At 73.0% G+C, this 12,554-nt stretch carries 7 protein-coding genes; 3 read left to right on the top strand and 4 right to left on the bottom strand.

Annotated features, from left to right (window positions below):
* Positions 1–410 precede the first annotated feature (410 nt).
* Entirely contained in the window at positions 411–977 is a 567-nt protein-coding gene (locus AB0E14_RS37815; protein WP_362429451.1) for a MarR family transcriptional regulator, read from the bottom strand.
* A 143-nt stretch (positions 978–1,120) separates the two neighbouring features.
* Here AB0E14_RS37815 and AB0E14_RS37820 point away from each other — a divergent pair, with 143 nt between their 5' ends.
* Positions 1,121–2,398, top strand: coding sequence for an MFS transporter (locus tag AB0E14_RS37820; protein WP_362429466.1), 1,278 nt, complete (start codon positions 1,121–1,123; stop codon positions 2,396–2,398).
* A 34-nt stretch (positions 2,399–2,432) separates the two neighbouring features.
* Here AB0E14_RS37820 and AB0E14_RS37825 read toward each other — a convergent pair whose 3' ends face one another.
* Together AB0E14_RS37825 and AB0E14_RS37830 are read right to left on the bottom strand one after the other, a co-directional pair.
* Positions 2,433–4,067, bottom strand: coding sequence for a SpoIIE family protein phosphatase (locus AB0E14_RS37825; RefSeq protein ID WP_362429454.1), 1,635 nt, complete (start codon positions 4,065–4,067; stop codon positions 2,433–2,435).
* Positions 4,068–4,172: 105 nt separating this feature from the next.
* A complete protein-coding gene (locus tag AB0E14_RS37830; RefSeq protein ID WP_362429469.1) occupies positions 4,173–5,525 on the bottom strand; it encodes an NAD(P)/FAD-dependent oxidoreductase in 1,353 nt (450 codons plus the stop codon).
* Between the two features lie 384 nt (positions 5,526–5,909).
* Here AB0E14_RS37830 and AB0E14_RS37835 point away from each other — a divergent pair, with 384 nt between their 5' ends.
* Both AB0E14_RS37835 and AB0E14_RS37840 read left to right on the top strand, forming a co-directional pair.
* A complete protein-coding gene (locus tag AB0E14_RS37835; protein WP_362429457.1) occupies positions 5,910–6,761 on the top strand; it encodes a helix-turn-helix domain-containing protein in 852 nt (283 codons plus the stop codon).
* 281 nt (positions 6,762–7,042) lie between these two features.
* On the top strand, positions 7,043–9,085 hold the full coding sequence (locus tag AB0E14_RS37840) for a sigma-70 family RNA polymerase sigma factor (RefSeq protein WP_362429459.1): 2,043 nt from the start codon (positions 7,043–7,045) through the stop codon (positions 9,083–9,085).
* Between the two features lie 106 nt (positions 9,086–9,191).
* Here the strand turns inward: AB0E14_RS37840 and AB0E14_RS37845 are convergent, their stop codons facing one another.
* Positions 9,192–12,479: a BTAD domain-containing putative transcriptional regulator gene (locus tag AB0E14_RS37845; RefSeq protein ID WP_362429462.1), complete on the bottom strand. Its 3,288-nt coding sequence runs from the start codon at positions 12,477–12,479 to the stop codon at positions 9,192–9,194.
* Positions 12,480–12,554: the final 75 nt, after the last annotated feature.

Raw genomic sequence — 12,554 nt, forward strand, 5'->3', positions numbered from 1 at the left:
CGGGCTTTTCCCTTCGGTCTTGCGTTTCCGACTCTATCAGATCTTTCCGATCCGATTTCCTCGGTGCTTTCCGGCTTCTTCGGTTTCCCGTTTCCGCCTTCCTGCGTTTCCGACTCTATCAGATCCTTTCGGGCCTGATTCCCAGTCAGAGTGGGTTGCCTTCCCGGCTGTTGGGCCGTTCCGACGCTCAAACTCTAGCGGATTTCCCGGGCGACTCATAATCGAGTCATTCGAAATGAATTTCGGCATGCCGAAATTCGTCCCGGTCGGGGGATCGTGCTGAGTTGAGGTGCCGCTTCAAGCGGCGGGAGTGGCTGTCGCAGAACCGTTCCGGCCCCGTGACAACTCGGAGAACACTACGGATACGGCGGGGGCGTGTCAACCCCCGCCCCCGTGACCTCCAGGAACAGTCAGTCCAGGTCCGTGAGGCGGCCGCCCGCGTCCGGCTGGGTGTGCTCGACCCTGCGCAGGAGGCGGATCAGCATGTCGCCGAGGCCGGCGCGCTCCTCGACCGTGAGGTCCTGGAGGAGCTTCTCCTCGAAGTCCGTCGCCATGCGCATCGCCTCGAGCCACTTCGTACGGCCCTCGTCCGTCAGCTCCACGATCACCCGGACGCGGTTGGTCTCGTCGCGGTCGCGGGTGACGAGGCCCTCGCCGGCCATGCGGTCGATGCGGTGGGTCATGGCGGCCGGGGTCAGGCCGAGGCGCTTCGCGAGCTCGCCCGGGCCCAGCCGGTAGGGGGCGCCGGAGAGCACGAGGGTCTTGAGGACCTCCCACTCCGCGTTGCTGATGCCGAGGTCGGCGACCTGGCGGCCGTACGCGACGTTCATCCGGCGGTTCAGCCGGCCGAGGGCGGAGACCACCTTCTCGACCTGGGGGTCCAGGTCGCGGTACTCGCGCTGGTAGGCCGCGATCTGCTCGTCGAGGGTCGGCTCCTGCGGTGACTGCGGGCCGGACTGCTCGGGGGTGTCGCTCATGCGCCGAGTATCCCACGGACCTCGTTGGCGTTGAAGTCCTTCCATGTGTATTGTTAAGGATCTAATTTTACTGTTGAAGTCTTGAGGCTTCAGGACTGTAGACCTGAAGCCCTGATCGAGGTGGGTGAACCGTGACCAAGGCGATGGGTGCAGCGATGCGGCGGATCCAGGCGGGCAGCGCGCTGAGCGCGTTCGGACTGGGCTTCACCGTTCCGTACCTCTATGTGTACGTCGCTCAGGTGCTGGACCTGGGCGCGACCACGGCGGGCATCGTGCTCGCCGTCTTCGCCATGGCCGCACTCGTCGTCCTGCCGTTCAGCGGACGCGCCATCGACCGGCGGGGTCCCCTGCCCGTCCTTCTCGTCGCCGCCGTCCTCGCGTCGCTCGGCGCGCTGGGCATGGGGCTCTCCGGAAGCGTGCCCGCCGCCGTGGGTTCCGCGGCGCTGCTCGGTGCCGGTACGGCCGTGATGCAGCCGGCGCTCGCGACGATGATCGTCTGGTGCTCCGAGCCGACCACCCGGACCCGGTCCTTCGCCATGCAGTTCTTCCTGCAGAACCTGGGGCTCGGCGTCGGTGGTCTGATCGGCGGCCAGCTCGTCGACGTGAACCGGCCGGGGAGCTTCCTGCTGCTCTTCTCGATCGAAGCGGCGATGTTCCTCGTCCTCGGCGCCATCGTGATGACCGTCCGGATGCCGGGCTCGCCCGCCCTGCAGGACACCCGGCCGGCCGGCTCGGCGAAGGGCGGCGTCCGGGCCCTGCTCGGGCACAAGGCCATGGTGCAGCTGTGCGTCCTGGGCTTCGTCCTCTTCTTCGCCTGCTACGGGCAGTTCGAATCGGGTCTCGCGGCGTACGGCACCGAGGCCGCCGGGATCGAGCCGTCGACGCTCGGCATCGCACTGGCCGCCAACACGGCCGTCATCGTCGTCGCCCAGTTCGTGGTGCTGAGGTTCGTCGAGCGCCGGCGGCGTACGCGGGTGATCGCGGCCGTCGGTCTGATCTGGGCCGTGGCGTGGGTGATCGCCGGGTACGCGGGGCTCGGGCACGGCAGCCAGGCGATGGCGACCGCCGCCTTCGTCTCCACGTACGCCCTCTTCGGGCTCGGCGAGGCGATGCTCTCGCCGACCGTGGCGCCGCTGGTGGCGGACCTCGCGCCGGAGTCGATGGTCGGTCAGTACAACTCGGCGTTCGCGCTGGTCAAGCAGCTGGCGCTGGCCGTCGGTCCGGCGGTGGGCGGGCCCATGGGCGCCGCGCTGCACGGGCCGTACATCGTGACCTTCGTGCTCTTCTCGCTCGGGATCACGTTCCTCGCGGTGCGTCTGGGCAAGCAGCTCACGCCCGCGCAGAACCACCCGTGGCTCGCCGCCAGGACCTCGCGGGTCGTGGCGCAGCACCTTCCCGAGAAGGAGAGCGTCCCGGCGTGAGCCGGGGCGCCCCGCGAGCCCCGCGCGCCCTGTCCTAGTCGGGCAGGGCGAACTCGCACCAGACCGCCTTGCCGCCACCCGGTGTGCGGCGGCTGCCCCAGGACGAGGCGATCGTCGCGATGATCGAGATCCCGCGGCCCGCCTCGTCCTCCGTCTCCGCCCTGCGGCGGCGCGGCAGATGGTCGTCCCCGTCCGTGACCTCGATGATCAGCCGCCGGTCGGTGCGGCGCAGTCGAAGGCGCATGGGCGGGGTTCCGTGCTTCAGGGAGTTCGCCACCAGTTCGCTGGTGGCGAGGACGCCGAGGTCGCGCAGTTCGACCGGGAAGCGCCAGCTGGAGAGGACGCCCGAGGCGAAGGCACGCGCGCGTGGGGCCGCCTCGACGCCGCCGAGCAGTTCCAGGGCCGCGTTGTGGAAGAGCTCCGCGTCCGCTCCCTTGCGGGAGGGGTGCTGGACGACCAGGACGGCGACGTCGTCGTCGTGCTCGGCGGTGACACCGAGCGAGCGCAGCAGCCGGTCGCAGACGACCTGCGGAGTGCCGAGGGCCCCCGAGAGCGCGCGCTCCAGGGCGGCGACGCCCTCGTCGATGTCCTCGCGGCGCCGCTCGACGAGGCCGTCGGTGTAGAGGACGGCGGTGGAACCCGGCGGCAGGGCGATCGCGCCGGAGGTGTGCAGCCAGCCGCCGGTGCCCAGCGGGGGCCCGGTGGGGTCCTCGGCGCGGCGGACCGTGCCGTCCTCGTCCCTGACGAGGATCGGGAGGTGGCCGGCGGAGGCGTAGACGAGCTTGCCCTCGTTGGGGTCGTGGACGGCGTAGACGCAGGTGGCGATCTGGCTGGCGTCGATCTCGGCGGCGAGGCCGTCGAGCAGCTGGAGCACCTCGTGCGGGGGCAGGTCGAGCCGGGCGTAGGCACGGACGGCGGTGCGGAGCTGGCCCATGACGGCGGCGGCACGCACGCCGCGGCCCATGACGTCGCCGATGACGAGGGCGGTGCGGCCCGCGCCCAGGGTGATGACGTCGTACCAGTCGCCGCCGACGGCCGCGTCCGTGCCGCCGGGCTGGTAGGTGGCGGCGATCCGCAGGTCGTCGGGCTGCTCCAGCTCCTGCGGGAGCAGGGAGCGCTGAAGGGTCACGGCGGTCTCGCGGTGCCGGCGCTCGCTGGCGCGCAGCCGCTCGGCGGCCTCGGCGTGGTCCGTCACGTCGGAGGCGTGGACGAGGACGCCGCCGCCCTCGAAGCGCGCGGAGTCCACCGGCAGGCAGGTGACCGTGTACGAGCCGCCGTCCTTGGTCTTGCGGGACTTGACGGTCCTGGGCTTTCCGCTGCGCAGGACCTGGTCCATGAGCGGCAGCAGGCCGAGCGCCTCGGCCTCGGGGCAGGCGTCGGCGACTGTGGCGCCCGCGGGGCGGGGGCCGAAGGCGGCGGCGTAGGCGTCGTTGACGTAGGCGATGCGGTGCTCGGGGCCGTGCGCGAGCGCGACCAGACCGGGGAGGCGGCCGATGATCTCCCGTACGGAGAAGTCCTCCAGGGCGGGGACCTCGGTGGCCTCGGCGGCGAGGTGCTCAGGCTGCTGCTCGTACTCACCGCGGGCCGCGGGCACGGAGCCTTCGGTCCCCCGCGCCGCCGTGCGGCGCTGCGTGCCGGGGAGTCGGGCGCTCCAACGGGTGAAGTTCACGGATCTGTATGCCTCGTGGTTGTTGGCCGTGCTGAGTCACTCTGTGCAGGTGTGAGCCCACCTATGGTCACACGTCCAGTGTGACCGACCGCACTGACATCGGTGTCAGCCCGGCTTGGGCCCGTCCGCCGACCCGTTGTCCGGGCCGTTCTTCGGGCCCTTCTTCGGGGGCGGGGGCGCGGCGGCGAGTTCGAACTCGGCGCGCGGGTGTTCCAGCGAGCCGAGCGAGACGATCTCCCGCTTGAACAGGCCGGAGAGGGTCCACTCGGCCAGGACGCGGGCCTTCCTGTTGAAGGTCGGGACGCGGCTGAGATGGTAGGCGCGGTGCATGAACCAGGCCGGGTAGCCCTTGAGTTTGCGCCCGTAGACATGGGCCACACCCTTGTGGAGGCCGAGGGAGGCGACCGAGCCCGCGTAGGAGTGCGCGTACTCCTTGAGCGGCACGCCGCGCAGGGCGGCGGCGACGTTCTCGGCGAGCACCTTGGTCTGGCGTACGGCGTGCTGTGCGTTGGGCGCGCACTGCTTGCCGGGCTCGTCCGAGGTGATGTCGGGGACGGCGGCGGCGTCGCCGGCCGCCCAGGCGTGTTCGACGCCCTCGACGGTCAGGCGGGCGGTGCACTTGATCCGGCCGCGTTCGTCGAGCGGCAGATCGGTGGCGGCGAGGACGGGCGCGGGTTTCACGCCCGCGGTCCAGACGACCGTCCGGGTGGGGAAGCGGCTGCCGTCGCTGAGGACGGCGACCCGGTCCTCGCAGGAGTCGAGCCGCGTTCCCAGGCGTACGTCGATGTTGCGGCCGCGCAGCTCGCGGATCGCGTACTTGCCCATCTTCTCGCCGACCTCGGGCAGGATCCGGTCCGAGGCCTCGACGAGGACCCATTTCAGGTCCTCCGGCTTGATGTTGTGGTAGTACCGCGCGGTGTAGCGGGCCATGTCCTCCAGCTCGGCGAGCGCCTCCACGCCCGCGTAGCCGCCGCCGACGAAGACGAAGGTGAGGGCGGCGTCGCGCAGGCCGGGATCGCGGGTGGAGGAGGCGATGTCCATCTGCTCGATGACGTGGTTGCGCAGTCCGATGGCCTCCTCGACGGTCTTGAAGCCGATGGCGTAGTCGGCGAGACCGGGGACCGGGAGGGTGCGGGAGATCGAGCCGGGCGCGATGACCAGTTCGTCGTAGGTGAGCTGCTCGGTGCCGGTGCCCTCCTCCTCGGTGGCGAGGGTGGAGAGGGTCGCCGTCCGCTTGGCGTGGTCGACGGCGTGGACCTCGCCGATGACGATCCGGCACCGGTCGAGGACGCGGCGGAGCGGGACGACGACATGGCGCGGGGAGATCGAGCCGGCGGCCGCCTCGGGGAGGAACGGCTGGTACGTCATGTACGGCTCGGGCGTGACCACGACGATCTCGACGGAACCGCTTCTGAGCTCGGTCCTGAGCTGCCGCTGCAGGCGCAGCGCGGTGTACATCCCGACGTAGCCACCGCCGACAACGAGAATGCGCACAGGTTCGGTCACTGTCCCATGACGCACCGCCGTCCGGGGTTTGTCCACAGGCTCGACAAATTGTGTGACCGGAGGTGCGCGGGGGCGCGGGGTGGCGCAGAGGGTGGGTACAGTGGGAAACGCGCAGGTCAGAGTGGGCGCGGGGGGTGGCGCGGGAGAACGGAATCGGGAGAGTTCAGGCCCTTGCTCCGATCGGGGGGCGCACCGTACGGAACTCCCCCTTCTGAATTGACCTCGTCTCAACTATGTTCGTACCTCGTCGGGGTACCGGCCCGTGGCGCACAGACCAGAGCGCCGCACAGTGGGTCGACCCCGTGTCAGGGCGGGGAGTCTCCGGGGGGAGACATCATGAGCGGGGGAACGCTTATGCACATGCAGGATTCTCGGTGGCAGGCTGTCGTCGACACGACGGACAGCGCGTTCGACGGACGTGGTGCGGGTACGAGTGCCGCCGCGGTGTCGGGCCCGGGCGCCGGTGCGGTGTCCGGTGCGGGCATCGGAGTGGGGCCGACGGGGGCCGTCGGCCGGTCGGCGCCGCTGCGGGTGGACGCCCAGCGCAACCTGGAGCACGTGCTGCGCGCGGCGCGCGAGGTCTTCGGTGAACTCGGTTACGGCGCGCCGATGGAGGACGTGGCCCGGCGTGCCCGGGTCGGCGTCGGCACGGTGTACCGCCGCTTCCCGAGCAAGGACGTGCTGGTCCGCCGGATAGCCGAGGAGGAGACCGCCCGGCTGACCGAGCAGGCGCGCACCGCCCTCGGCCAGGAGGACGAGCCGTGGTCGGCGCTCTCGCGCTTCCTGCGGACCTCGGTGGCCTCGGGCGCGGGTCGCCTGCTGCCGCCGCAGATCCTGCGGGTGGGCGTGGACGCGGACGAGCTGCTGCTGCCGGCGCGGAGCGCCGAGGACGAGGCGCGGGTGCCGCACCAGCGGGGCTTCGCGGACCCGTCCGAGCAGCGGGTCGGCGCGCCGCGCGCGGTGCCGGGGACCGAGCAGGACGACGCCGGTGCGGCGGAGCTCCTGGAGGTCGTCGGACGGCTCGTGGAGCGGGCCCGTGAGGCGGGCGAGCTGCGGACGGACGTGACCGTGGCCGATGTCCTGCTCGTCATAGCCACGGCGGCGCCCGCGCTGCCGGACGCGGCGCAGCAGGCGGCCGCCTCGGCCCGGCTCCTCGACATCCTGCTGGAGGGCCTCCGCTCGCGATAGCGGGCGAGGGCGCGCGAGGGCGGAGGAGCGGGGCCGGCTCCGGTGCGGGGCTGGTTCGGGTGTGGGTTGTTCGCGTGCGGGGCTGGTTTCGGTGCGGGGTTGTTCGGTTCCGTTGGTCCGGGCGGACCGTCGAGCATGGCACGAACGAGTGATCGGTTACGCCCGGATACCGGAAGTGGCCCCGGACGAGTGGTAAGTGGACGCGGAGGTTCAGCGCGTCGGCGCTCTGTGGCACTCTTGCCCGGTGTTCGGTTCTGGGCGTGCATACGGGGGCTTCCGCGATGAGCGGTGACGGTCGGGACGAGCCGCTGGACAACGGCGGTGGCACGGAGACCGGGGACCTTCCCGCGCGGCAGGTGCCGAGTCAGGGCGGACCTGGGGGTTCCAAGGGTGGACCCAAGGCCCAGACGCAGGCTGCGGCTTCGGGCTCGGCTTCCACTTCGGGCTCGGCTTCGGCTTCGGCTTCGGTAGAGCCGAGCGTTCCGCAGCAGCGGGAGGGCGGGGCCGCGCGGCCGGCCGCCGAGGACGCGGACGAGCCCGAAAGACCCGACACCGTCCTTCCGCCCGCGGTCGAACTGCCGCCCTCCGACGCCGAGCTCATCCAGTTGATGCGGGGCGGCGACGACAGCGCCTACGAGGAGCTGTTCCGTCGCCACTCGGAGGCCGTGCGCCGCTACGCAAGGACCTGCTGCCGTGACGCCCACACCGCCGACGACCTGACGGCGGAGGTGTTCGCCCGTACGCTCCAGGCCGTACGCGGCGGGGCGGGCCCCGAGCAGGCGGTCCGGGCCTATCTGCTGACCACGGTCCGGCGGGTCGCCGCGAACTGGACACGTACGCAGAAGCGCGAGCACCTGGTCGACGACTTCGCCGTCTTCGCGGCGCAGGCCGCCCGCTCCTCCGAGGTCTCCGACCAGGACACCCTGGACCTCGGGGCCGACGTCCTGGCCATGCACGAGGCCGAACAGTCGCTGGCCATGCAGGCGTTCCGCTCGCTGCCCGAGCGGTGGCAGGCCGTGCTCTGGCACACCACGGTCGAGGAGGAGTCGCCCAGCGAGGTCGCGCCGCTGTTCGGGCTGACCGCCAACGCCACCGCCGTACTGGCCAGCAGGGCCCGTGAGGGCCTCAAGCAGGCGTACCTCCAGGCGCACGTCAGCACGTCCCTGACGGCGGGCGGTGACTGCGCCCGGTACGCCGACCGGCTCGGCGCGTACGCGCGCGGCGGCCTGCGGATGCGGGCGGAGCGCGGGCTGCGCAAGCACCTGGAGGAGTGCGCCAAGTGCCGGCTCGCCGCCGGTGAGCTGGAGCATGTGAACGCCGGGATCCCCGCGCTGCTGCCGATCGCGGTCATCGGCTGGTTCGCCGCCGGGTTCTCCCTCAAGGCCGCGGGTGTCGTGGCGGGCGGGGTCGTGGGCGCGGCGGGCGCCGGTGCGGCCGCAGCCGCGACAGGAGCAGCGACGGGAGCGGCCACCGGTGCCGGCTCGTCGAGTACGGCCGGAGCGTCCTCCGCCGCGGCGGCCGAGGGGCTCGGCGCGCCCGCGAAGGCGGGCATCGCGGCGGCGGTGGCCGTGGCCGCGACCGCCGGTCTGGTCTGGGCGCTCTCCGGGGATCCCCAGCCGGTCGCGAAGCCCGAACCCACGCCGCCGGCCGTCGCCCCCGCCGTACCGCCGGAGCCCACACCGCCGCCGGAGCCGACCCCGACGCCCACGCCGCCGGCGGCCCCGCCGGCCGCCGAGGAACCCGAGCCGACCCCGACGCCCACACCTCCGAAGCCCACACCGACACCCACGCCCACGCCCACGCCGTCGAAGCCCACGCCCACGCCGACGCCCACACCTCCGAAGCCGAAGCCGACGCCGACTCCCACGCCACCGCCCGCCCCGCCGGTCGTGTACCAGGTGAACCAGCTGGACTACGGCGTCTTCGGCGACGGCACGAAGCCCGAGGTCCGGCTCGGCGACAGCAGCTGGATGTGGCAGCGCCAGGGCCTGTCGATCGGCGGCACGCGGTACGGGCACGGGGTGAGCGTGCACGCGCCGTCCGCACTCGTCATCGACCTCAACCGGCAGTGCACCAGCTACGACGCGCTCGTCGGGGTCGACGACCTGACCGCACCGATCGGTGTCGGAGGCGTCCGCTTCTCCGTCTACGCAGACGGTGAGCGGCTCTGGCGCTCGCAGGTCGTCGAAGCGGGCGACCCGGCGGTCCCGGTCCACGTCGACATCACGGGCCGCACGACGATCCGTCTGGTCGTGGAGGAGATCTCGCCGTGGGGCCGTGTCGCGGTCGCGGACTGGGCGCAGTCGCGGATCAGCTGCTCCTGAGCCGATCCTGAGCGGGTCCTGAGGGAGTCCTGAGCGGGTCCTGGGCGGGTCCTGAGCGGGTCCTTCTTCTGAGCCGGTCCTTCCTGGCTCAGCCGCTCCCGACGGATCAGCCGGTCCTGTCCTCCGCCAGGTACGCGTCCACGAGGGCGATCACCTCGTCGAGGGTCAGCCTGGCACCCTCGGCACAGGCGCTCGCGGTGGCGGCGTCGCCCAGTTCGGCGCGGGCCCGGGTCATCACGGTCTCCGTCTCGAGGAGTTCGGGCACCGAGCGGGGGATCGCGGCCCGCCAGGTGTCGACGGCGGACAGGACCCGGACGGCGACCGGGGCCGCTCCGCTCAGGCTGAGCACGCTCGCCATGCACTCCCCCAGCTGGGCCATGACGAAGCCGGCGCACTGGGCCTCCCGGGCCATCCGCAGGGCGCCGACCGCCTCCGCCACGGCCGCCGTACCGCCGCCCTCCTCCGCGAGGACGCGCGCGGAGAACCCGGCCACGGCGGCGGTGAAGTGCGGGGGCGGCGTGCCGGTGAGGACCGACTCGTTCGCCGCGTCCAGGTGCGTGCGGGCGGCACGGACGTCGCCGCGGTAGAGGGCCAGGACGGCCCGCATGAACCGCAGGAACGCCTCGGTGTCCTCGATGCGGTGGTACGCGGCCTCCGCCTCGGCCTCCGTCAGCCCCTTCTCCGCGGCCTCCATGTCACCGGAGCGGTAGGCGAGTTCGGCGAGCCTGGCGATCAGGAACGGGGACTCGGCGTGCGCGCCGACCTCCCGGGCGAGGCCGAGAGCCTCCTCGTACGCCTCCGCCGCCTCCGCGAACCTGCCCCGGATCATGTGCGCCTCGCCCGCCGCGCTCGCCACCTGCGCCCGCATCCAGCGGTCGCCGACGCGGCGGGAGAGGACGCGCAGCTCGGCCAGGTCGTCGTCGATGCCGCCCATGTCGCCGGGCATGTCGATCACCAGGTGCGTACGGAACATCATGCTGACGCCGAGCTCCCACTCACCGCCGTACCGGCGGCAGGTGTTGACGGCGATGTCGAGCAGCTCGCGCAGGACGTCGGGGCCCTCGGTGAGGAAGGCGGTGAACGGCCACAGGAGTCCCGGGAAACGGGCCGACTCGGGCCCGGGCCGCTCGGCGAAGGCGTCGCGCACCCGCCGTACCAGTGCGAGGCCCTCGGCATCGTCCCGCAGGTCGGCGGCCGTGCGGTTCTCCACGACGAGGAAGAAGGACAGCATGCGCAGCCGCATGCGGGGCCAGAAGCGGGGGTCCTCGGGATCCTCCGGGTCCTCGCCGAGCAGGAGTGCGCGCTCGGTCCAGACCAGGCCTTCCGTGCGGTAGTTGCGGAGCCACCAGAACCAGCCCACGGCGAAGACGAGCCGGTGGGCGGCGGCCTCGTCGGGAGCCGTGACGGTCGTGCGGTGGAGGGCGGCGCGGATGTTGTCGAGGTCGGTCTCGATCCGCCGGATCCAGGGGAGCTGCTCGCCCGAGCGGAGGAGGGGTTCGGCCTGCTCGGCGAGGGCTGTGAAGTAGGCGGTGTGGGCCGCCTCGGCGGCGGCGCGGACCGCCGGGCGCTCGGCGGCACGCTCGACGGCGTACTCGTGGATCGTCTCCAGGAGCCGGTAGCGCATCTCGCCGTCGTCGGTGGGGGCGGCGACGACGAGGGACTTGTCGACGAGCGCGCCGAGCGTTTCGGCGGCGTTCGGGACGAGGGCCTCGGCGGCGGCCAGGTCCCAGCCGCCGGCGAACACGGCGAGCCTGCGGAGCAGGGTCCGTTCGTCGGCGTCGAGGAGCTCCCAGGACCAGTCGACGACGGCGCGGAGGGTCTGCTGGCGGGGGAGGACGGTTCGGCTGCCGGAGGTGAGGAGCCGGAAGCGGTCGTCGAGCCGGTCGGCGATCTGGCGGGGGGTGAGCAGGCGCAGGCGGGCGGCGGCCAGTTCGATGGCGAGGGGGAGGCCGTCGAGGCGGCGGCAGATCTCGTCCACGGCCGACAGGCCGTCGGCGGTCGTCGTGATGGTGTCCCTGGCGGCGTCCGTGGTGGTGTCCGGGGCGGCACCCGTGGCGGCACCCGTGGTGGTGTCCGGGGCGGCACCCGTCGGGGCGAGGTCGAAGTCGGGGCGGACGGCACGGGCGCGTTCGGCGAAGAGGCGGTGGGCCGGGGCGGGCGGCAGGGGTTCGACGGGCCGGACCGTTTCTCCGGGGACGCCGAGCGGTTCGCGGCTGGTGGCGAGGATCCGCAGCCGGGGGCAGCGGGTGAGGAGCGTCTCGGCGAGCGCTGCGGCCGCGTCGACGACGTGCTCGCAGTTGTCGAGGACGAGGAGGAGGGAGCGGGGCGCGAGGTGTTCGATCAGCCGGTGGGTGGGGTCGTCCTGGGGGTTCTGGCCCTCGCGGGTGATCAGGTTGGTCTCACGGAGCCGGAGCGCGGAGAGGACGGCGCCCGGGACGGCGGCGGGGTCGTCGAGCGGCGCGAACTCGACGAGCCAGGCGGGGGTGGCGTCGGCGGCGGCGAGGGCCGCTTCCTCCGCCAGGCGGGTCTTGCCGGAGCCGCCTGGGCCGGTGAGCGTGACGAGGCGGGAGCGGGTGAGGTCGGCGCGGAGGGCGGCGAGGTCGGGTTCGCGGCCGACGAAGGAGGTGAGGCGGGGCCGGATGTTCCCGGTCTCGCGGGGCTGTGGGGGCGGTGTCGGTGTCGGGTGGAGGAGTTCGCGGTGGAGCGCGGTGAGTTCGGCGCCCGGGTCGGTGCCGAGCCCGTCGGCGAGCGCGCGGCGGGCGTCCTCGTAGGCGGCGAGGGCGTCGGCCTGCCGGCCCTCGGCCCGCAGGGCGCGCACGAGTTGGGCGCGGAAACCCTCGTCGTACGGGTACGCGTCCGTCAGCTCGGTCAGCTCCGGTACGAGTCCGTCGACGGCACCGCGCGCGAGATCGGCCTCGACGCGCCGGCGCAGGGCGGCGAGCCGCTGCGCCTCGGGTCGCACGCGCGCGTGCTCGGGCAGGTCGACGAGGGCGGGGCCGCGGAAGAGGGCGAGGGCGGTCCGGAGGAGCGCGGCGGCTGTGTCGGGGTCGCCGGCGTCGAGGCGGGCGCCCGCGTCGCGGACGTGGCGCTCGAAGACGTACAGGTCGATGTCTTCGGGCTCGGCGGCGAGGCGGTAGCCGGGGCCCGGCACGGACGCGACGGCCTCCCGCCCGAGGCTTCGGCGCAGCCGCCCGACGAGGGCCTGGAGGGCGGCGGGGGCGTCGTGCGGGGGTTCGTCGCCGTACACGTCGTCGACGAGCTCGCCGACGGTCACCGCCCGCCCTCCGCGCGAGGCGAGCGCGGCGAGCAACGCCCGCAGCCGGGCCCCGCCCAGGGGAAGGGGCGTGCCGTGGGCGTCGAGCGCGAGGGTGGAACCGAGGATCAGATACCGCACGCGCGCCATTGTCGCCGGGCACGGGGCGGGACGCCTCGGGGTTTACCTGGGCGTGGCGGGGGGGCGGGCGGCCGG

Source organism: Streptomyces sp. NPDC047981 (genome assembly GCF_040653315.1).
Lineage (GTDB): Bacteria > Actinomycetota > Actinomycetes > Streptomycetales > Streptomycetaceae > Streptomyces.